Genomic DNA, 20,047 nt, shown 5'->3' on the forward strand with positions numbered 1-20,047 from the left:
AGTCCCTAAGATCATGCCCCCGGCCTTCTCCCCCCTAGAGGCCGGGGGCTTTTTTTCAGTTATCCGGCCCGGCGGCTCACGGAGCGGCCTGCTCGGCATAGGCGGGCTGGGCGGGCGGAGGGGCGACCGCCAGGTCCTGGAGGGCCGGGGCGGGTTCCTTGTGGAAGGTCCCGTCCTTCATGATCGCCAGCAGGTTCGCCTGGTCCTGCAGGATCGTCACATCCCCCAAGGGATCGCCGTTGACGAGCAGCAGGTCGGCCAGATAGCCGGGCTGGATCTGCCCCAGTTCCTCGCCCATTCCCATCAGCTGCCCGCCATATTTGGTGGCGGACAGGATGGCCTCCATCGGGGTGAAGCCGACCAGATCGACGAAATATTCCAGGTCCCGGGCATTGGTGCCGTGGGGAATCCAGGCGAAGCCGTAATCGCCGCCGGGCAGGACGCGGATGCCGCGCTGGTGCATCTTCTTCATGTTCTGGCAGGCGACTTCCAGTTCCGCCTCGTATTGGTCGGCAAGAGGCGTTCCCGGAATGATGCCGTAGGCTTCGGCATAGCGCGCCGTGCCGATCAGCCAGGCCAGGGCCGGGGCGACGAAATGCCTGTCCTTGACCGCTTCCAGCTTGTCCAGGGCCTCTTCGTCGGCATAGGAGGCGTGATAGATGACCTCGATGCCGTAATCGACGCACAGCTTGATGGACTGGGCCGAGCGGGCATGGGCGCACAAGGTCTTGCCGCGCATCTTGGCCTCGGAACAGGCCATCGCCACCTCTTCGCGCGACATCGGTGTCTCGTTGGCGCCGACGCCGACGATTTCCTCGCCCGAGAGGTTCAGCTTGATATTGTCCACCCCGTATTTGATGAAGAGCCTTACCGCCCGCCGGACTTCTTCCGGGCCGGAGACGATATAGCCGAAATTCAGGCCCTCATGCTCGATATGGGGCGGACAGGTGTCGCCCAGGCCGCCATGGGTGGCGATTTCCTGGCCTGCGGCCTTGTAGCGCGGACCGGGGATGCGGCCGGAATTGATGGCATTGCGGATCACCACGTCCAGGCGCGGCTTGGCCGCGGCGGCGCCGAAGCCCGAGGTGAAGCCGTGGTCCAGCACCAGCTTCGCCATCTCCGAGGCGAAGAGGACATGTTCTTCCGGCGGCATCTGCTGGATCGCCGACAGGCTGGGCTGATTGTTCCAGGTGAGATGGAGATGCGCATCGACAAGGCCCGGCATCAATGTGGCGCCGCCGCCGTCGACGACCCGGTGGGCGGAGCGGGAAATGGTGCCCGCCTGCCGGGCGACATGGCTGATCCTGTTTCCCTCGACCAGCACTTCGGCGGCATAGGGCAGCGCGCCGGTGCCATCCAGGACTTGGACGTTCGTGAAGAGTGTCGTCTGCATGTTGCCTCCCATGGGCGGCATGTTTCTTTGATTGTTGCCGCCGCTGTTGCACGTCAGAGAGTCATTTCGATTCCTTAGCCAAGTAGGGGGCGCAGCTTTCTTATTCGGCCTTGAGCAGGAAGTTCACCAAGGCCTCGGTGACTTCTTGCGGCCGTTCGAAGGTCGTCCAGTGACCGCAGCGGGTCAGGACGCGGAAGTCCGGATTCTGGAATTTCGACGCCAGCAGGCGGACCGCTCGCGGCGGGGCCGTCATGTCCTCGTCGCCGGTGATCAGCAGGGCCGGGCAGGCGAGTTGGGACAGGTCGGCGGGCTGGGCCTCGGCCAGGGCCTCGCAGGTCTGCGCATAGCCTTCCGAGTCCTGGCGCATCAGCATTTCCCGGACCAGCGCCGCCACCTCGGGGCGGGCCGCCTTGGTTTCCGCCGAGGTGCCGCCCTGGACGATGGCATCGGCGATGCCGACCATGCCTTCCGCGCGGGCCTTGGCCGCCCGGTCGCGGATGGCGGTGCGCGCCGCTTCCGGCGGGGCCGCCAGCGGCCCGATGAGGGCGAGGCTGCGCACGCGGGACGGGGATTGCGCCGCCATATGCTGGCAGACGATGGTTCCCAGGGAATGGCCGACCAGATGGACGCGGTCCAGTCCCCGTTCGTCCATCAGCTTCAGCATCCGGTCAGCATAGGCCGCGATCGAGGCTTCGCCGGTCGCCGGGCTGCGGCCAGAACCAGGCAGGTCCGGCCGGATGCATTGGAAGAAGCGGGACAGGCTGGGGATCTGCGGGCTGAAGACGTTGGAGGTTCCGCCCAGTCCGTGGATCATCAGGACCGGATCGCCATCCCCATGGACTTCTATGGCAAGTTTGGTGGGCATGAGCACTTCCTCTGCTTTTCTAAGGCTTTTCGACAAGGCGGTTGCTCAGGCGGCCGATGCCCTCGATCTCGATGGTCACCTCGTCGCCCGGCTGCAGGAATTTCGGCGGATCGAAGCCGATGCCGACGCCTACCGGCGTGCCGGTGGCGATCACGTCTCCGGGCTGGAGGGTGATGCCGGCCGAGATGGTTTCGATCAGCGTCGGAATATCGAAGATCAGGTCCCGGGTATTGGCGTCCTGGCGCAGTTCGCCATTGACCCAGCAGCGCAGGTTCAGCTTGCTGCCGTCCAGTTCATCGGCCGTTACCGCCCAGGGGCCCATGGGGCAGAAGGTATCCAGGGACTTGCCCAGGAACCATTGCTTGTGCCGGGCCTGGAGGTCGCGGGCGGTGACGTCGTTGAGGATGGTATAGCCCCAGACATGGTCCAGCGCCCGGTTCTTGGCGATGCCGCGTCCGGGCTTGCCGATGATGACCGCCAGCTCGGCCTCGTAATCGACCTTCTCGCTCACGCCCGTGGGATAGAGGATCGGCTGGCCGTGGCCGATCACCGTTTCGGGGGTCTTGGTGAAGATGAAGGGCGCGTTGGGAATGGCCTCGGCCTGGGAAGAGGCGCTGCTGTCGAAGCCGCTGCGGGTGAATTCATGCGCATGGGCATGATAATTCTTGCCGACACAGAAGATGTTGCGGGCCGGGCGGGGCAAGGGGGCTTCGAGCCGAACCTCCGCCAGGGGAAGCGCTTTCCCCTTGAGCCTGACCTCGCGGATCTCGTCGAAACGGCGGATGGCCTCGACCATGTCGCGGATCGGCTCACCCGAGGAATCGTGCAGAGGCAGAATTTCCTTTCCGTCGGCGCTGACCGCGCCGACATGTTGCCGGTCATCAATCCGGAAGCTGGCTAATCTCATGGATGCTCCTAGCGTCTCATGCGCAATCTTGAACCAATCATGATCCAATTTGCGCTCCAATAGAGCCAATATGGTGCCATTGGGTCTGGTTTGGTCAAGAGAAATTTGGTCAGGGAGCAATGGACTTACGGCTAGGGCGCCTTTCGCTGTTGTGCCGTTCCAGGGGAATGGCTATATTGGATCAAGTATGGATCAGTATTGAGTGAAAGAGTGGACGCTCTGAACATCAGGGACCGGGCCGCCAGCGGTACGAGCGCGGTGGTCGCCTATATCGAGAAATGCATCTCGGACGGGACCTTGGGCCCGGGCGCCAAGCTGCCGACGGAACGGGAGCTGGAAAAGCGTTTCGGCGTCTCGCGCAATACCCTGCGCAAGAGCCTGCGGCAGTTGGAGGAGCAGGGGAAGATCGTGCGCCAGGTCGGGCGCGGGTCCTTCGTCGCCGGAAAGGAGGCGCAGCCCGATCTTCCGGATGTCAGCTTCGCCCTGGGCCTGGGCGAGGTGATCCGCCGCATCCAGGGCGCCAGCCCGGCCGAGGTGATGGAGGTCAGGCTGATCATCGAACCTTTGGCCGCCGAACTGGCGGCAGGGCGCGCCAATCTCGAGGAACTCCGGAAGATGGAGCAATGCCTGGTCAATGCCGGCCAGGCCCCGGACATTCCCACCTTCGAGCATTGGGACGGCATGCTGCACGGCACCATCATGGCGGCGGCCAAGAACGGCCTGCTGACCGCCGTCTACGACCTGATCAATTCCGTCCGTAACCAGCCGGAATGGGCCAGGCTGAAGGCCCGCAGCGTCACGCCCGAACGGCGCGCCTGCTATCAGGAACAGCATTCCCGCATCGTCGCGGCGCTGAAGGATCGTGACAGCGACCTGGCGCGGCAGGAGCTCCAGAAGCACCTCCTGCAGGTGCGTGCCAACCTTCTGGCCTTATAGGCAGGGGCATATCCTTTTGGCGCAGAACGAAATTCCTCTTTCCCAGGCCTGACGGAGAGGCATCGGCGGTGTTAGCATGAGGATTGGTTCGTCCGGTCCGGAGACATCGCCGTATGTGGATCAAGCGCCTTCTGTTCAGCGCCCTTGCCGCCGCCTTTCTTCTGCCCGCCCCCAGCCAGGCCCAGGAACGCCGCCAGATCACAATCGGCATCAGCCAGTTTCCTTCCACCTTCCATCCCAGCATCGATGCCATGATGGCCAAGAGCTACATTCTCGGCCTGACCCGGCGTCCGCTCACTGTCTATGACGCCGATTGGACGCTGATCTGCATGCTGTGCGTCGAACTGCCGACCCTGGAGAACGGGCAGGCCGTGCTCACGGAGCTGGAAGACGGACGCCAGGGCGTGGCGCTGACCTACCGGCTGCTGCCCGAGGCCGTCTGGGGCGACGGGACGCCGATCACCTCGGCCGATGCGGTGTTCACCTGGGAGGTCGGGCGCCATCCGCAGAGCGGGGTGTCCAATGCCGAACTCTATCGCCGCATCACCGAGGTCGAGGTGGTGGACGACAAGACCTTCATCCTGCATGTGGACCGGCTGACCTTCGCCTATAACGCCATCAACGACTTCAACCTGCTGCCGGCCCATGTGGAGCGGGAGGCCTTCGCCGATCCCGCCGCCTATCGCCAGCGCAGCCTCTATGACGCCGATCCGACCAATCCGGCCCTGTCCGCTGGTCCCTACCGCATCACCGAGATGCGCCACGGCAGCCATGTGGTGCTGGAGCGGAATCCGCATTGGTGGGGCGAGCAGGCGGCTTTCGAGCGCATCATCGTGCGCGCCATCGAGAACACCCAGGCGTTGGAGGCCAATCTGCTTTCGGGGCAGGTGGACATGATCGCCGGGGAAAGCGGCCTGCCCATCGATCAGGTCCTGGCCTTCGAGCAGCGCCACGGCCAGCGTTTCCAGATCCATTACCAGCCCAACCTGTCCTACGAGCATGTGGACTTCAACCTGTCCGACCCCATCCTGTCGCAATTGCCGGTGCGCCAGGCGCTGCTCTATGCCCTGGACCGCGAGGCGCTGGTCCAGCAGCTTTTCCAGGGCCGCCAGCAGGTCGCCCATGGCACCGTCCACCCGCTGGACTGGGTCCATGCCGAGGATGTCCCGGTCTATGAATACGATGCGCGGCGGGCGGGCGAATTGCTGGACGAGGCCGGTTTCCGTCCCGGCCCGGGCGGCATCCGCCGCGATGCGGAAGGGCGGCCGCTTTCGCTGACCTTCATGAGCACCGGGGGCAACCGTACCCGCGAACTGGTGCAGCAGGTGCTCCAGGCGCAATGGCGGCAGATCGGCGTGGATGTGCGCATCAACAACGAGCCGCCCCGGGTGCTGTTCGGCGAGACCCTGACCCGCCGGCGTTTTCCGCATATGGTGATGTTCGCCTGGATCAGTTCGCCGGAGAACGTGCCGCGCACGACGCTGCATTCGGAATCGATCCCCAGCGAGGAGAACGGCTGGGCCGGTCAGAATTACGGCGGCTACGCGAACGAGGAGATGGACCGCCTGATTGGCGAGATCGAAGTGGAGCTGGACCGCGAGGCGCGGCGCGAGAAATGGCGCCGCCTGCAGCATCTTTATGCCGAGACGCTGCCGGCCCTGCCGCTCTTCTTCCGTTCCGACGCCCATATCATGCCGCTTTGGCTGGAAGGGGTGCGGCCGACCGGGCATCAATATCCGGCGACATTGTGGGTCGAGGAATGGCGGGTGAGGAGCTAGCGGCGTGCTGCGCCACATCTTCTCGCGCCTGATCCAGTCGGCCGTCGTGCTGGCGGTGATGTCCTTCGTCATCTACAGCCTGATCGGCCTGATGCCGGGCGATCCGGTGGATTTGATGATCGCCCATACCCCCGGCCTGACCGCCGAGGACCAGCGGCGCCTGCGCGAGTTGCACGGGCTCGACCAGCCGCTGCTCGGCCGTTATCTGGCCTGGGCCGGGAACGTGCTGCAAGGCGATTTGGGCTATTCCCGCCTTCAGGCCCGCCCCGTCCTCGACGCCCTGCTGCCGGCCTTGGGCAACAGCCTGATCCTGCTGGTCGCCAGTCTTGCCGTGGCCCTGGCCATCGCCCTGCCGCTGGGCGTCCTGGCGGCCATGCGTCCCGGATCGGTCTTCGATACCTTCGTCAACATGATTGCCTTTGCGGGCATCTCGATGCCGGTCTTCTGGCTGGGACTGATGCTGATCGTCGTCTTCGCCGTATTGCTGGGCTGGCTACCGGCGGGCGGGGTCGAGACCATCGGCGGCGGCGGGCTGGCCGACCGCGCCCTGCATCTGGTCCTGCCCGTCGTCACGCTGGCGGTGGCGGGGACGGGGCAATATGTGCGCCATGTGCGGGCGGCGATGATCGAGATCCTGCGCCAGGACCATATCCGCACCGCCCAGGCCAAGGGATGCTCGCGCCGCCGGATCGTGATGCATCATGCCTTGCGCAATGCCATGATCCCGGTGACCACCATCCTGGCGCTGGATATCGGGGCGATGTTCTCGGGCGCCCTGATCACCGAGACGGTCTTTGCCTATCCCGGCATGGGCAAGCTGATCTATGACGCGGTGATGGGCAACGACTACAACCTCGCCCTGGCAGGGCTGCTGCTGGCGACGGCGATGACGCTGGCAGGCAACCTGCTGGCCGATATCGCCTATGCTTGGCTCGACCCGCGGATCAGCTATCGATGATGGACGGCCTTTCTCGACGCCAGGGCAGCCCCGCGGCCCGGGCCATCAAGCGTTTCCGCCGCCATCGCTTGGCCGTGGCCGGGTTGGTGGTGATTCTGCTGCTGACCCTGCTGGCCCTGGCCGCGCCGCTGCTGGAAGCCTGGCGCGGCGTGGATGCCGAGGCGGTCAACCTGCTGGCTCGCAACGCTTCGCCTTCGCTTGCGCATCCCCTGGGAACCGACGAGCTGGGCCGCGACGTGCTGGCAAGGCTGCTGCGCGGCGGACAGGTGTCTCTGGCGGTGGGATTGGCCGCCGCCCTGGTGGCCGCCGTGATCGGCACCGCCATCGGGCTGGTTTCGGGCTATCTGGGCGGGCGCTTTGATGCCGTGATCATGCGCCTGACCGATGGCGTCGTCGCCTTGCCGCTGCTGCCCCTGCTGATCGTGCTGGCGGCCGCCGACCCGGCCAAGCTGGGGCTGGCGCCGGACCTGCTGCCGCCCGAAGCGCAGGGCGTGCTGCGCATCGTGCTGATCATCGCCCTGGTCGGCTGGACGACGGTGGCGCGCCTGGTGCGGGCGGCGACGCTGAGCCTGAAGACGCGGGATTTCGTCCGTGCCGCCATCGCCGCCGGGGCCGGGCCCGGGCGGGTGATGCGCCGCCACATCCTGCCCAATGCCGCCTCGCCCATCATCGTCGCCACCACCCTGAGCGTCGGCAATGTGATCCTGCTGGAAAGCGCGCTCAGCTTCCTGGGGCTGGGCATCCAGCCGCCGGTGCCGTCCTGGGGCAATATGCTGACCGGCGCCCTGGATCAGGTCTGGACCGCGCCCTCCCTGGCCGTCTGGCCCGGCCTGATGATCTTCATCACCGTCCTCGCCTTCAACTTCCTGGGCGACGGTTTGCAGGACGCCCTGGACCCCAGGAGCGAGGACCATTAGGCCGCATCAGGCCATGGCGCTGAGGGGGGAAGCCTTGGCGGTGGCGTGTTCCGGCGGCAGGGGAGTGAAGGCGAGGAAGGTCATGTCGTCGCGCTTGTTTTCCTCGCCGCGCCACTCCTCCAGGGCCGAGATCAGGCGGTCGAACTGCTCGGTCATGGGGCGGCCGAGGAACTGGGCGAGGGTCTGCTCGACGCGCTGGCGGCCGAACATGCGGCGGGACGGGCCGCCGACCTGATCGGTGATGCCGTCGGTGAAGAGATAGAATCCCATGCCCGGTTCGACGGTCAGGTCGTGGCGGGTGAAGACGTAGTCGGGATTGGCCGTGCGGTATCCCAGGCCGCGCCGGTCGCCCTTGATCCGTTCCAGGATGCCGTTATGGGCGATCAGCAGGGGCAGGTTGGCCCCGGCGAAGGACAGGGTGCGGGCGGCGGGATCGAAGACGCAGATGGCGGCGTCCAGGCCGTCGTCGGACAGGGATTCGTCCTTTTCCTGGCGCAGGGCCTGACGCACCATGTCGTCCATCAGGGACAGGATGCGCGCCGGATCGTCATGGCAGTAATCGGTCAGCACCCGTTGCAGCACCGAGGCCGCGATGGCGGTCATGAAGGCGCCGGGCACGCCATGGCCGGTGCAATCCAGCACGGCGACGATCTCCAGCCCGCGATGGCGGCCGACCCAGTAGAAGTCGCCGCCCACCACGTCGCGCGGATACCATGCCACGGCGGAATCGTGGAACATCTCGTCCAACGCCTGGGGCTGAGGCAGCAGCGAGGCCTGGATGCGGCTGGCGTAGCGTATGCTTTCGGCGATGTTGTGGCTGGCGGCGTTCAGCTTGTTATGGGCGGCGTTGAGTTCCGCCAGCGTGCGGACCAGTTCGTCGCGTTCGCGCGCCAGGGCGTCATGGGCTTGTTCCAGGTCGTGGGTCCGGTCGGCGACGCGGCGTTCCAGGGTGCGGGTCAGTTCGGTCAGTTCTTCCTGGGCGCGGTCGCGCTCGTCCAGGCCGCGCTGGAAGGCATGCAGCAGGGTGTTGAAGCTGGTGACCAGCTGGCCCATTTCGTCGTTGTCGTGATGCTTGGGCAGGGCCACTTGTCCCTCGGCGGGGCGCGAGGGATCGACCTTGCCGATGGCATTGCTGACGCGCAGCAGCGGGCGCGTGACCAGCAGGTGGAAGACGCCGATGGTCACGGCGCTGATGACGACAGCGCGCAGGATTTCGAGCAGGACGCGGTGCAGCATCCCTTCCAGGAAGCGGTTGGTCAGCCAGTTCTGGTCCAGTTGCAGCGAAAGCCGCCCCAGCAATTCGTCGCTGCCGCTTTGGGTCAGCGGCACCGAATATTCGGAGATGTCGCCGAACAGGGACTTGGCGACGCGGCTTGCACGCTGTGCCTCGCGCTGGTGTTCGGCCAGGACATTGCCGAAATTGTCCTCGATCCTGACCGACAGGACCGCTTCCTTGCCCAGCAATCCCAGTGCGACCCGCTCGGCCAGGGTGGAATTCATCTGGAAGGCCGCTTCCATGGCCGAATCGCTGACCATGGCGATGTCGCGGGTGGTGTTGGCGTGAGTGTCGGCGCGCATGTCGCGCCAGTCGCCCAGCAATTGGATGATGCCGATCCCGAAGCCCAGCGTCAGGGCCACCGCCAGGGTCACCAGGGCCTGTTTGGCGGTCAGGCCGCGGCTGAACGTATTGAAACCTTCCTTGGGCCAGCGGACACTCATCGCTGCGGCACTTCCACGTTATAGCGGCGGGCGATCTCGGCGATACGCCCGGCATTTTCCTTTTGCCAGACATTGAAGTCGGCGATGACCTCGGGATGTTTCTGGCTGGCGAGGTAGTAATAGTCGCGCACATGGGGGAGGCCGGGATCGAAGACCAGCGCGTCGGATTGGCCCATCAAGGAAAGCTGGTGCCGGACCACGGCGATATTGGCGTAGGCGGCGTCGATGCGCCGGTTGATCGCCTGGTGCAGCAGGGCCTGGAGATTGCCGTTCTCGGTCAGCGTGGCTTCGCCGCTGTTCAGGCGGGGCAGCCAGGCCCAGGGGCTGAAGCCGGCCATGGTGCCGACATTGCGCACCTCGTCCACCGGCCGCCCCTTGTCCTCGGGGCGGATGTTGCTGCCGTCCACATAGACGACCACCGGGTCGCTGTAGACCAGCGGCTTGCCCTCGCGCATCTCCGCCTTCCAGTCCGGGGAATCGGGGAACTTGAAGTCCACCTGTCCCTCGAAGAAGGAGACGAACAGCCGTTGCACCGGCATGGAGCGGTATTCGAAGACGATGCCCCGGTCTTCGGCATAGGCGTCGAGGACTTCTCGGCCGAAGCCGTCATAGGCCCCGTTTTCCCAGGTATAATAGGGAAGGTAGGGGATGTTCTCGACGCCCACCACATAGCGGGTTTCGGCCTGTGCCGGTCCCGGCACGGCGAGAGCAAGCGCGACCAGCGCAACCAGTTTGCCGAGTTGCTTCATGAGCGGACCATCCCTGAAAAGCCAGAGGGATATTAGCCTTTAAGATGGTCCCTCACAATCCTATGGTGCGTCACGCCCCTATTCTTTTGTATAGGGGGTGGCGCCACGGGATGCTAGGTCCCGACCTGACGGGCCCAGAGGTCGAAGTCGTCGGCCTCCTCCACTTCGGCCCGGATGATGTCGCCGGGCTTCAGATGGGTGGCGCCGTCGAGGAAGACCTGGCCGTCGATCTCCGGGGCATCGCCCTTGGACCGCCCCGTGGCGCCGTCCTCGTCCACCTCGTCGATGATGACGTCGATGGTGCGGCCGACTTTCTCGGCCAGGCGTTCGGCGCTGATCTGGCGCGAGACTTCCATGAAGCGTTCCCAGCGCTCCTGCTTGTCGTCCTCGTCCACTGCGTCGGGCAGTTCGTTGGCGCGCGCGCCTTCGACGGCTTCGTATTTGAAGCAGCCGACGCGGTCCAGCTTGGCTTCTTCCAGCCATTCCAGCATGAACTCGAAATCCTCTTCCGTCTCGCCGGGGAAGCCGACGATGAAGGTCGAGCGCAGGGTCAGGTCGGGGCAGATGTCGCGCCAGCGCTTGATGCGGTCGAGCAGCTTTTCATGATCGGCCGGGCGCTTCATGGCCTTCAGCACGCGCGGGCTGGCATGCTGGAAGGGGATGTCCAGATAGGGCAGGATCTTGCCCTGGGCCATCAGCGGGATGACCTCGTCCACATGGGGATAGGGATAGACGTAGTGCAGCCGCACCCAGATGCCCAAATCGCCCAAGGCCTCGCAGAGCTCGGTCATGCGCGACTTGATCTTGCGGCCGTGCCAGTTGCTCTCGGCATGGCGCAGGTCGAGGCCGTAGGCGCTGGTATCCTGCGAGATGACCAGCAATTCCTTGACGCCCGAGATGGCCAGCTTCTCGGCCTCGTCCATGATCTCGGCGGCGGGGCGGCTGGCAAGGTCGCCGCGTAGCGAGGGGATGATGCAGAAGGTGCAGCGGTGGTTGCAGCCTTCCGAGATCTTCAGATAGGAGTAATGGCGCGGCGTCAGCTTCAGCCCGGCCGGCGGCACAAGATCGAGGAAGGGATCGTGCGAGGGCGGCACCACGCGATGCACGGCCTCGACCACCGATTCGTATTGATGGGGCCCGGTGACCGATAGCACGCCCGGATGCACTTCGCGGATGGCGCTTTCATTGGCGCCCATGCAGCCGGTGACGATGACCTTGCCGTTCTCGGCCAGGGCCTCGCCGATGGCTTCCAGCGATTCCTGCTTGGCGGTGTCGAGAAAACCGCAGGTATTGACGATGACCGCGTCGGCGCCGTCATAGGTGGGGGAGATTTCGTATCCTTCGGCGCGCAGGCGGGTCAGGATGCGTTCGGAATCCACCAAAGCCTTGGGGCAGCCCAGGCTGACGATGCCGATCTTCGGAATGGCTTTGTTCATCGGTCCTCAACGCGGCGGGGCGTCCCGGCGGGCAGGACGCCTTTGCAAGAATTGCGGGGCAGGGATCGCGGGCATCTGTCCTGCCCGAGCGCGCACCAAGTAACCGTAAAGCGCCGCCGATTCAAGTCCCGCGCTTTACGCACTCCACCTTCGTGACGATGGGGGTGCGGGAAAGGCGGGAGAGCCGTGCCGTTTTACCACCCGCCAAGACCGTGTTGCGCACCGCCTGCTGCAATTCGCCGGGGTCGAAAGGTTTATGGATGACGGTATAGCCCGATTCCATGGCTTCATGAAGGCGTTCGGGGCTGGTGTCGCCGGTGATGATGATGACCGGCAAAGGATGGCCCAGGGCGGCCGCGACGGCCCCTGCGGCGGCAGGGCCAGTCTCGCCCCCGCGCAGGCGGAAATCCGTGATCAGCAGGTCCAGATGACCACTCTTGAGGATCACATCCTCGGCCAGGGCGGAGGGGGTGGTGGCGGCGAAGACCGTGCAGTTCCACCCCGACAGCAGCATGCGCAGGGCTTCGAGCTGGATGGCGTCATCCTCGATGATGCCCACGCTCAGTTGGGCCAGGCTCGCCCACAGGGGCTCGTCTTCCACCGGTGTTGCCGTTTCTTCCGTCTTTGCGTCTTCCTTGGCCAAGGGCACCGTGATGCTGAAGGTCGAGCCCCGGCCGGGCGCGGAACGGATCTGGACCGGATGGTCCAGCAGTCGTCCCATGCGCGCCACCACCGACAGTCCCAGTCCAAGGCCAAGGTTTCGGTCGCGTTCCGGGTTATGTAATTGAACGAATTCCTCGAAGATTGCTTCCTGGCGGTCCAGGGGAATGCCGGGGCCGCTGTCGCGTACTTCGATGACGGCATTGTCGCCGCGCCGGCGGCAGGCCACGAAGACGCGGCCTTTCTCGGTATAGCGGATGGCGTTATGGACAAGATTGCGCAGCATGCGGGCCAGCAGCACCGGATCGCTGTGCAAATGCCATTTGCAGGGGCGCAGGATCAACTGAAGGCCCTGGCGCTCGGCCTGCTCGATCATTTCCGCGCCCAGTTGCTCGAACAGGTCGGAGGTCGCGAAATTGGTCAGATTGACACGGACCGTGCCTGCTTCCAGCGTCGAGACGTCGAGCAGGGCGTTGAGCAATTGCTCTCCTGCGGCCATGGCCTCGCTCATCTTGGCGAAGATGTCCATGTCGCGTGCCTCGGTCAGGCGCTGTTCCAGCAGATGGCGGTAGAGCTGCATGGCCTGGAAGGGCTGGCGCAGATCATGGCTGGCGGCGGCCAGGAAGCGGGACTTGGCCATGTTGGTGCGCGCCACCGCCACTTCGGCGCGCTTGCGCTCGGAGATGTCGGTCACCACCAGGACGTTGGCCGGAGGTCCGTCCTCGTTCGCGGCAACCGGATTGATGGCGACGCGCAGCCAGCGGTCGCCGGGCAGGGCGATGTCGCTGTCGCCGCGCACTTTTTTCTTCAGCAGTTCTGCCAGGCCGGGCACCGGCAGGTCGTCGGCGGCGGAGCCTTCGGCGGCGCCGCGGGGCAGGCCGAGAAGCCGCTCGAAGGCGGGGTTGTTGCGCAGGACCCTGTTCTTGTCGTCCAGCAGGCAGACGCCGTCGCCGATGGCGTTGAAGCTGGCCTCCCATTGCCGTGCGGCGACGCGCAGGCCCGCTTCGGCGGAATGCAGGCGTAGCAGGGCGCGGGTGACCGCCACCAGTTCGTCGGGTTCCAGCGGTTCGACCAGATAGCCGTCGGCACCGACATCCAGCGCCCGCACGCGGTCGGCGCCGGTGATGCGCCAGGCCGAGATATGGAGGACCAGGGTCGAGGGCAGGGAAGGGTCGTTCTTGATGCGGCGGCAGACCTCGATCCCGTCCAGGTCGGGCAGGTTGACGTCGAGCAGCACCAGTTGCGGCCGCTCCCGGGCCACCAGTTCCAAGGCCTCGGCCCCGCTTGCCGCTTCGATCACGCGCCAGCCCTGCTGGCGTAACAGGCGCGAGCGGACATAGCGGCCGGCATCGTCGTCGTCCACGTTCAGGATGGTGGTGGGAGAGACGTCAGGAGTCATGATGCGGCGCCTTTTGGGAAAATAGTCTGCAGCAGTCCGGCAACGGTGTCGCGGCGCACGTCTTTCTTGGGCAGGATGGCGGTAGCTGCGGTCAAGCGTTGGAGATCGCTGTCGTCCAGGCTTTGCGAGGTACAAACGATGACGGGGATGGCGGCGGTGGCGGCATTCCGTTTTAGTTCGGCGAGGAATTGGAAGCCGTCGATGCCGGTGCCCATGACCAGGTCGAGGAAGATCAGGCAGGGCGGGCGCTGGTCCAGCCATTCCCGTGCCTCGTCCGCACTGCCCGCTTCCGCCACCACGCGGTTCTCGGCCAGCAGGATCTGGCGCAGCACATAGCGCGCGGCGGGGTCGTCGTCGACGATCAGGATCGGCGCCTCATCCAGCGCGGGGGCTGGAACAGCGGGATGGGTTTCTTCCTCCTCCTCTGCTTGGACGGGGGGGATGCTGGGATGATGAAGCGGCAGGCGCAGATGGAAGGCCGAGCCCTCGCCGAGGCGGCTTTCCGCCCAGACCTCGCCGCCCAGCAGGGCGGCCAGCTTGCGCGACAGGGACAGCCCCAGCCCGGTGCCCTTGGCCTGGCGTTGCAGCGGGTTGCGGACCTGGGAGAATTCCTCGAAGACGGTTTCCAGGTTTTCTTCCGGGATGCCGATGCCGCTGTCGCGCACGGTGAAGATCACCTGGCCGCCGTCAAGGGAAAGGGAAAGGCGGATTTCGCCCTTTTCGGTGAACTTGACGGCGTTGGACAGGAAGTTGCGCAGGATCTGCGACAGCTTGCTTTCATCGGTCGTCATCTCCAGGCCCGGCGGGGCGGGGTCGACATGCAGGGCCACGGCATCGCCGCGCAGCAGCGGCTTGATGATGCCCCGCAGCGTGCCGAACAATTCCTCAATGGCGACGGGGGCGATCTCCAGCGGCGTCTTGCCGGCTTCGACTCTTGCGAGGTCCAGCAGGTCGTCCACCAGCCCGCCCAGATCGCCAGCGGCCTTCTGGATGAAGCCGACCTGGCGTTCCTGTTCCTCGGTCAGCGGCCCGTCCATGCGGTCGAGCAACATGCGCGCCAGCGCCAGGATGGCATTCACGGGGGTGCGGAATTCATGGCCGATATGGGACATGAAGCGCGTTTTAAGCTCATGCGCCCGGCGCAGTTGCTCGGCCTTGTCCTCCAGTTCGGCATAAAGGGCGACGACGCCGCGATTGGTTTCCTCCAGTTCGGCGTTCAGCGACCGCAGGTCCTCCTGGCGGCGGCGCAGTTCTTCGAGATTGCGCAGGATTTCTTGGTTCTGCTGGTACAGTTCGTCCTCGATGCGCGGCCCGCTTTCCTGCGCGAGACGGCCGACCAGGGCGCCAATCTCCCTGGGGCTGGGCGGGCGGACATGGCGCGGCAGATGCTTGACGAGACGCAGCTTGGTGCCTTTGGGGCCGGTGTCGATGGCGAAATCGTCCATCAGGCGCCGCACGCCCATCAGCCCGATCCCCATGCCGGTGGATGAGACGTATTGGCCGTCCAGGATGGATTGCAGATTGGGAATGCCAGGTCCCTGGTCGCTGATCTCGACGGAAAAGAGCGGATGCTCGCCGTCGAGATTCAGCCCGAAGCGGGCCTTGCCGCCGCCGGCATAGGCCTGGGCATTGCGGGCGACTTCGGACACGGCGGTCGAGATGCGCGTCTGGTCCTGCGTGTCGAAGCCCAACATGGCGGCCAACTGGCGGGCCCGCTGGCGCACGGTCACCACGTCGGCTTCGTTGCGGATTGTCGTCGTCAGAAGCTCCACCCGGTAGATCCAGTCGTCAGGGCGTGGCCTTGGCCACCAGCAGCGTATGGTCGTCGTGCCGGTGGGGAAGGTCGCGGAAGAGGACACCGGCAATGATCGCGGAATCGCGCATCGTCAGGCCGGGATAGGAATCCAGGCTGACCTGTCCGCCCAGGCCATCGGAATGCATCACCAGCAGCGTTTGACGGTCGCAGGGATAAGAGACGCCGAGGATCTTGCGCATGCTGTGGCCGACCGTTCCATTCGTGGAAACAAGGCGACGGACACCACTCGGCCCCAGCAGGGCCGCAGCGATATTGCCCACTCCACAGAATGTGGCGTTGCCGAGTCCATAATCCAATTCCGCAATGGCGATAGCCGCGCCTCGCGTCGGCTTCAGGGCCCGGTGAAGGCTGTCCATCAAGGCTTCCAGCCGCTGGTGCCCGTAATTGGAAAAGATGCGCTGTGCCTCCAGCGCCGCCTGGGCGGCGAAGGAGCCATGGCCCAGGCCGTCGGCGACCATCACCCTGATCCCGTCGGGACGCGGCAGGACCGCCCAGCTGTCTCCGCAGACGGATTCGCCGGTCATGGGCAGGGAGATGGCCGAGGCCTCCGCCGGGCCGCGCGGCGGGATGACGCCGTGGCGCCACAGCCGGGCGAGGACGACCGTGCCCTTGCCCGTCGGGGCGTAGATGTCGAATTCCTGGGACTGGCGCATCAGGGCGCCCAGCCCGGTGCCGGGGCTGCCGGCGGTGGAATAGCCGTCGGCCATGCTCTGGGCCAGGTTGGCGATGCCCCGGCCCTTGTCCAGGGCCAGGATCTCGAGGCCCAGGGTGTCGCCGCGGCTGACGGGGCGGGCCAGGATGTCGCCTCCGCCGGCATGCTTGACCAGATTGGTCGCGGCTTCGGTGGCGGCGATGGCGGCGCGTCCGGCTTCGGTTTCGTCGAAGCCCAGGCTGCGCGCCATAGCCTGGACCTGGCGCCGGGCCTCGCCCACCTCGCTCTGATCCTTGACGGGAATACGGATCATGCTCACCGCCAGCGCAGGATGGTGATGCGGGTGCCGCGCCCCGGTTCCGACCAGATGTTGAACTCGTCCACCAGGCGTTTGCTGCCGCTCAGGCCAAGGCCCAGCCCGCCGCCGGTGGTGTAGCCGTCGGTCAGGGCGGTTTCGATGTCGGCGATGCCCGGTCCCTCATCTTCAAAGGTCATGCGCAACCCTGCTCGGATGCTGTCATTGATGCTCTCCAAGAGGACCGTTCCGCCGCCGCCATAGAGCATGGTGTTGCGCGCCAGCTCGCTGGCGGCAGTGACCAGTTTCGTCTGGTTGACCAGACTGAAGCCGATCTCGGCGGCCCAGGCACGGGTGGTCTGGCGGACACGGACCACGTCCTCCTGGGTGGCAATGGTCAGGCTCTCAGCCTTTAGAACGACCATGCCCCGCCTGTCGTTCTTCCTCGAGTGCTCGTTCAATCAGCCGCATTCCCGCATCGACGTTCAAGGCGGTCCGGACGCCGGGCATTTCGAGGCCCAGTTCGACCAGGGTGATGGCGACTGCAGGCCGCATCCCCACCACGACCGTGACCGCATCGAGGATGCGGGCCATGGCGGCGATGTTGGACAGCATGCGGCCGATGAAGGAATCAACGATTTCCAGGGCGGAAATGTCGATCAGCACGCCGCGCGCCTGATGACGCACGATGAGTTCCGTCAGGTCGTCCTGCAGCGTCAAGGCCAGCTGGTCGTGCATATCCACCTGAATGGTGACCAGCAGGCAGTCGCGCAGGCGCAGGATCGGGATCCGTTCCATGCCCGCCTTCCTTGATCAATTACGCTGGGAATCGGGCGTGAGGATGGCTCCACCCAGACGTTTCAGAGCGATCTGGAAGGCCGAGGCCAATGTCGCCTTGGTGAGGACCTCGTTCAGATCGACGCCCAGATGCACGATGGTCTGGGCGATCTGCGGCCGGATGCCGCTGATGATGCATTCCGCGCCCATCAGGCGGGCGGCGGCCACAGTCTTCAGCAGATGCTGCGCCACCAGGGTATCGACGGTCGGGACCCCGGTGATGTCGATGATGGCGATGGAGGCATTGGATTCGACGATGCGCTCCAGCAGGTTTTCCATCACCACCTGGGTGCGGGCGCTGTCCAGCGTGCCGATCAGCGGCAAGGCGACGATGCCGCCCCACAATTCGACCACCGGGGTGGACAATTCCATCATTTCCTGCTGCTGGCGCTGGATGATGGCTTCGCGCCCCTTCTGGTAGACTTCCACCGTATGCAGGCCCAGGCGGTCGATCAGCGTGCTGGCGCGCCAGATGTCGTCGGCCAGGCCTTCGCCGTCGTTCTGCCAAGCGTCGCGCAGGTGGTTGAAGAGCGTTTCCTTGAAGGAGAAGACGAAGGTCGCGGTTTCGGTGGGGCTGAAGCCCTGGTTCGCGCGGCTACGCGAAAGCTCTCCGAGAAACTCGCTGACGGCGCGGTAGCCGTCGCCCTGGATATGGTCGCCGAGGCCATGGGCAACGGCTTCAGCAAGCAGCGACAGGAAGCGGCGGGACTGTTCCCGCAGGTCCTGTTCGCGGATCAGGTCGGGCCGCAGAGTCGAGGAGGACATCTGCCGATCCAGCCAATCCGTCAGGAGGGCCTGTTGCTGCTGGCGCAGTAGCTCCGGAATACGGGTGAGGCTCGATTCGGTCATTGTTGCTCCTGGGCGGGATGTACAGGTACGAATGCGTACGAAATGCCGTGTGAGTATCCGGGACATGTTCCCTTTGACAAGTCTTTGCACCTAGGGCATCGGGCCTAGTCCAAAGGTGGGGTCATGCTTCATCGAAGAAGGGGCGGCTCACGGCGGCCAGCTCCTGCGGCGAGGTGTAAACCAGTGTATGGGCCACGTCCGGCAGCAGGACCAGGCGCCCGTCCGGCAGACCTTGGGCGACCCGTTCGGCCCAGTCCTGCCGGCATATCGGATCGCGGGTGCCCCGGACCACCAGCATGGGGGCCTGGATCTGCGGCAGCCGGTCCTCGATGGCGTGGTTAAGCGAATACTGGAAGGTCAGGAACAGCCGCACGAGTCCGGCCTTCTCGTAATCCTCGCCCGCGATTTCCTCCATTCTGGGCGGATTGTTGGGCCCGTTCTGCTGCCAGCGGATGAACTGCCAGATCCAGCTTCTTTCCTCGGGCGGCGTGGTCGGCCCCTGGAGGACGGCACGCTCCACGCGCTCGGGGTGACGCGCGGCCAGTTCGACGATGATCTGGCAGCCGAAGGAATTGCCCAGCAGCATGGCGCGCTCCAGCCCGACGGCGGGCATCCAGGCGTTCAGGACGTCGGCCATGCCCGCCACGTCCAGGGCGCGGGAGGGCTTGCTACTGTCGCCGAAACCGGGGAAGTCCGGAACATAGACCCGGTAATAGGGCGCCAGGGCCTCGGCCGTGGGCACCATGTACTGGCCGGACAATCCCAATCCGTGCACCAGCACCACATTCGGCGCATCGGGGGGCAGGTCCAGGGTCGAGACCAGCGTATGAATGCGCCAATCCCCGACATCGACGAAGCTGCCGCGCAGGACGTCGCTTTCCCCGCCCAAGACCGGCGAGATGCCCTGGGCAGAGGCGGCTTTCCCGCCAAGGCCTTTCTTCCAGGCCCAAGCGGAGGCCGCCACCGCCGCCGTGGCCAGGAGAAAGCGCCGCCGCGTCATCCGGAGAGGGTTCATGCCTGCCTCCCGCATCGCTTTCATCAAGGGAAAGAACCAATTCGGCCCGCAGGCTGTTCCAAGACCATGGCGTGACAATTTCCAGCGATGAAGAAAAGCCATGCTGCGGCGGCGTTTCAAGCTGTTCGGGCTGTTCGGCATCCGCCTGCGGGTGGATATGACCTGGCTGCCCCTGTCGGCGTTGCTGATCTGGACCAACGGCCAGGTCATCTTCCCCGTTCTGGTGCCCGGGCTGGCGGAGGCGGCCTATTGGGTGCTGGCGGTGCTGGGCGCGCTGGGGCTGTTCCTGTCGGTCCTGCTGCGCGAGGTGGGGCGGGCGGTCGTCGCCCAGGCCTTCGGCCCCCGGCTGGCGGGCATCACCTTGTTCGTCTTCGGCGGCGTGCCGGAAACCCCGGACGGCAAGGCCGCCGCGCCGCGTGACGAACTGACCCTGCTGGCCTACGGCCTTTTCACCGGCTTTGCACTGGGGCTGGGCTTCTTCCTGTTCCTTGCCCTGGCGGCGGGGATGATGGCGGCGCTGGTGCCCGCGGCCCTCCTCTTCTATCTGGCCGCGGCGAATCTGGCGCTGACGGCGGTGGCCCTGCTGCCTGTTCATCCGCTCGACGGCGGACGGCTGCTGCGCGCGGTCCTGGAAAGCTGGCGGATGGACAGCCGCAAGGCCTCCCGCATCGCGGTCTATACCGCAACCGCGCTTTCCCTGGCCCTGGCCGTCCTGGGGCTGGTCTTCGTGGTGCAGGGCGGCTTTCTCGCGGCATTGTGGCTGCTGCTGGGCGGCATGCTGTTCTATCGCGCGCGTTCGGTGGCGCTGCCTTGACTGGGCGGCTCTCCGAGGCCGTGACGGCACGGCCTCACCAACGCTTCATTGC

At 65.6% G+C, this 20,047-nt stretch carries 18 protein-coding genes; 5 read left to right on the plus strand and 13 right to left on the minus strand.

Going from position 1 to position 20,047, the window contains the following annotated elements; all coding sequences use genetic code 11:
- Positions 1 to 76: 76 nt before the first annotated feature.
- The 3 genes from EPD66_RS11545 to EPD66_RS11555 form a co-directional block, all read right to left on the minus strand.
- Positions 77 to 1,393, minus strand: a complete 1,317-nt coding sequence (locus tag EPD66_RS11545; RefSeq protein ID WP_142848660.1) for an amidohydrolase family protein — start codon at positions 1,391 to 1,393, stop codon at positions 77 to 79.
- Positions 1,394 to 1,493: 100 nt separating this feature from the next.
- Positions 1,494 to 2,258 carry an alpha/beta fold hydrolase gene (locus tag EPD66_RS11550; protein WP_142848661.1) on the minus strand — a complete coding sequence of 255 codons (765 nt, stop codon included), beginning with the start codon at positions 2,256 to 2,258 and terminating at the stop codon, positions 1,494 to 1,496.
- Between the two features lie 19 nt (positions 2,259 to 2,277).
- Positions 2,278 to 3,165 carry a fumarylacetoacetate hydrolase family protein gene (locus EPD66_RS11555; RefSeq protein WP_142848662.1) on the minus strand — a complete coding sequence of 296 codons (888 nt, stop codon included), beginning with the start codon at positions 3,163 to 3,165 and terminating at the stop codon, positions 2,278 to 2,280.
- Between the two features lie 210 nt (positions 3,166 to 3,375).
- Between EPD66_RS11555 and EPD66_RS11560 the strand changes: the two genes are divergently transcribed.
- From EPD66_RS11560 to EPD66_RS11575, 4 genes are all read left to right on the plus strand, one after another.
- On the plus strand, positions 3,376 to 4,101 hold the full coding sequence (locus EPD66_RS11560) for a FadR/GntR family transcriptional regulator (protein WP_255448454.1): 726 nt from the start codon (positions 3,376 to 3,378) through the stop codon (positions 4,099 to 4,101).
- Between the two features lie 113 nt (positions 4,102 to 4,214).
- Positions 4,215 to 5,879, plus strand: a complete 1,665-nt coding sequence (locus EPD66_RS11565; protein ID WP_142848664.1) for a peptide ABC transporter substrate-binding protein — start codon at positions 4,215 to 4,217, stop codon at positions 5,877 to 5,879.
- Between the two features lie 4 nt (positions 5,880 to 5,883).
- Positions 5,884 to 6,837: an ABC transporter permease gene (locus EPD66_RS11570; protein WP_142848665.1), complete on the plus strand. Its 954-nt coding sequence runs from the start codon at positions 5,884 to 5,886 to the stop codon at positions 6,835 to 6,837.
- The gene (locus EPD66_RS11575) at positions 6,834 to 7,754 is read left to right on the plus strand and encodes an ABC transporter permease (protein ID WP_185961375.1); all 921 of its coding nucleotides are present in this window, start codon (positions 6,834 to 6,836) and stop codon (positions 7,752 to 7,754) included. Before EPD66_RS11570 ends, EPD66_RS11575 begins: the two co-directional genes overlap by 4 nt.
- Positions 7,755 to 7,760: 6 nt before the next feature.
- Here the strand turns inward: EPD66_RS11575 and EPD66_RS11580 are convergent, their stop codons facing one another.
- From EPD66_RS11580 to EPD66_RS11625, 10 genes are all read right to left on the minus strand, one after another.
- Positions 7,761 to 9,473 carry a SpoIIE family protein phosphatase gene (locus tag EPD66_RS11580; protein ID WP_142848666.1) on the minus strand — a complete coding sequence of 571 codons (1,713 nt, stop codon included), beginning with the start codon at positions 9,471 to 9,473 and terminating at the stop codon, positions 7,761 to 7,763.
- A complete protein-coding gene (locus EPD66_RS11585) occupies positions 9,470 to 10,222 on the minus strand; it encodes an ABC transporter substrate-binding protein (protein ID WP_142848667.1) in 753 nt (250 codons plus the stop codon). The genes EPD66_RS11580 and EPD66_RS11585 overlap by 4 nt, the downstream gene beginning before the upstream one ends.
- Before the next feature lie 113 nt (positions 10,223 to 10,335).
- Positions 10,336 to 11,658 (minus strand): 30S ribosomal protein S12 methylthiotransferase RimO, encoded by a 1,323-nt coding sequence (rimO, locus tag EPD66_RS11590; RefSeq protein WP_142848668.1) that lies wholly within the window; start codon positions 11,656 to 11,658, stop codon positions 10,336 to 10,338.
- A gap of 121 nt (positions 11,659 to 11,779) precedes the next feature.
- Complete coding sequence (locus EPD66_RS11595; RefSeq protein WP_142848669.1) at positions 11,780 to 13,717, minus strand: response regulator; 1,938 nt, start codon at positions 13,715 to 13,717, stop codon at positions 11,780 to 11,782.
- Positions 13,714 to 15,489, minus strand: a complete 1,776-nt coding sequence (locus EPD66_RS11600; protein ID WP_142848670.1) for an ATP-binding protein — start codon at positions 15,487 to 15,489, stop codon at positions 13,714 to 13,716. Before EPD66_RS11600 ends, EPD66_RS11595 begins: the two co-directional genes overlap by 4 nt.
- A 16-nt stretch (positions 15,490 to 15,505) precedes the next feature.
- Positions 15,506 to 16,498 (minus strand): ATP-binding protein, encoded by a 993-nt coding sequence (locus tag EPD66_RS11605; protein WP_142848671.1) that lies wholly within the window; start codon positions 16,496 to 16,498, stop codon positions 15,506 to 15,508.
- Positions 16,499 to 16,500: 2 nt separating this feature from the next.
- Positions 16,501 to 16,905, minus strand: a complete 405-nt coding sequence (locus tag EPD66_RS11610) for an anti-sigma regulatory factor (RefSeq protein WP_142848672.1) — start codon at positions 16,903 to 16,905, stop codon at positions 16,501 to 16,503.
- A complete protein-coding gene (locus tag EPD66_RS11615; RefSeq protein WP_142848673.1) occupies positions 16,886 to 17,278 on the minus strand; it encodes an STAS domain-containing protein in 393 nt (130 codons plus the stop codon). The genes EPD66_RS11610 and EPD66_RS11615 overlap by 20 nt, the downstream gene beginning before the upstream one ends.
- A 15-nt stretch (positions 17,279 to 17,293) precedes the next feature.
- Entirely contained in the window at positions 17,294 to 18,166 is an 873-nt protein-coding gene (locus EPD66_RS11620) for an STAS domain-containing protein (protein ID WP_142848674.1), read from the minus strand.
- Positions 18,167 to 18,287: 121 nt separating this feature from the next.
- A complete protein-coding gene (locus EPD66_RS11625; protein WP_221930963.1) occupies positions 18,288 to 19,181 on the minus strand; it encodes an alpha/beta fold hydrolase in 894 nt (297 codons plus the stop codon).
- Positions 19,182 to 19,281: 100 nt separating this feature from the next.
- On the opposite strand from EPD66_RS11625, the gene EPD66_RS11630 reads away from it, so the two are divergent.
- The gene (locus tag EPD66_RS11630) at positions 19,282 to 19,995 is read left to right on the plus strand and encodes a site-2 protease family protein (protein WP_142848675.1); all 714 of its coding nucleotides are present in this window, start codon (positions 19,282 to 19,284) and stop codon (positions 19,993 to 19,995) included.
- The last annotated feature ends 52 nt before the right edge of the window (positions 19,996 to 20,047 follow it).

It is taken from the genome of Telmatospirillum sp. J64-1 (genome assembly GCF_006980715.1).
GTDB classification, from domain to species: Bacteria; Pseudomonadota; Alphaproteobacteria; order Rhodospirillales; family Magnetospirillaceae; genus Oleiliquidispirillum; species Oleiliquidispirillum nitrogeniifigens.

Coding starts and splice junctions, on each gene's coding strand:
- EPD66_RS11595 (WP_142848669.1), bottom strand. CDS start 13,717: ATGACTCCTGACGTCTCTCCCACCACCATCCTGAACGTGGACGACGAC.
- EPD66_RS11625 (WP_221930963.1), bottom strand. CDS start 19,181: ATGAACCCTCTCCGGATGACGCGGCGGCGCTTTCTCCTGGCCACGGCG.
- EPD66_RS11610 (WP_142848672.1), bottom strand. CDS start 16,905: ATGGTCGTTCTAAAGGCTGAGAGCCTGACCATTGCCACCCAGGAGGAC.
- EPD66_RS11575 (WP_185961375.1), top strand. CDS start 6,834: ATGATGGACGGCCTTTCTCGACGCCAGGGCAGCCCCGCGGCCCGGGCC.
- EPD66_RS11555 (WP_142848662.1), bottom strand. CDS start 3,165: ATGAGATTAGCCAGCTTCCGGATTGATGACCGGCAACATGTCGGCGCG.
- EPD66_RS11565 (WP_142848664.1), top strand. CDS start 4,215: ATGTGGATCAAGCGCCTTCTGTTCAGCGCCCTTGCCGCCGCCTTTCTT.
- EPD66_RS11545 (WP_142848660.1), bottom strand. CDS start 1,393: ATGCAGACGACACTCTTCACGAACGTCCAAGTCCTGGATGGCACCGGC.
- EPD66_RS11605 (WP_142848671.1), bottom strand. CDS start 16,498: ATGATCCGTATTCCCGTCAAGGATCAGAGCGAGGTGGGCGAGGCCCGG.
- EPD66_RS11630 (WP_142848675.1), top strand. CDS start 19,282: ATGCTGCGGCGGCGTTTCAAGCTGTTCGGGCTGTTCGGCATCCGCCTG.
- EPD66_RS11620 (WP_142848674.1), bottom strand. CDS start 18,166: ATGACCGAATCGAGCCTCACCCGTATTCCGGAGCTACTGCGCCAGCAG.
- EPD66_RS11585 (WP_142848667.1), bottom strand. CDS start 10,222: ATGAAGCAACTCGGCAAACTGGTTGCGCTGGTCGCGCTTGCTCTCGCC.
- rimO (WP_142848668.1), bottom strand. CDS start 11,658: ATGAACAAAGCCATTCCGAAGATCGGCATCGTCAGCCTGGGCTGCCCC.
- EPD66_RS11615 (WP_142848673.1), bottom strand. CDS start 17,278: ATGGAACGGATCCCGATCCTGCGCCTGCGCGACTGCCTGCTGGTCACC.
- EPD66_RS11580 (WP_142848666.1), bottom strand. CDS start 9,473: ATGAGTGTCCGCTGGCCCAAGGAAGGTTTCAATACGTTCAGCCGCGGC.
- EPD66_RS11550 (WP_142848661.1), bottom strand. CDS start 2,258: ATGCCCACCAAACTTGCCATAGAAGTCCATGGGGATGGCGATCCGGTC.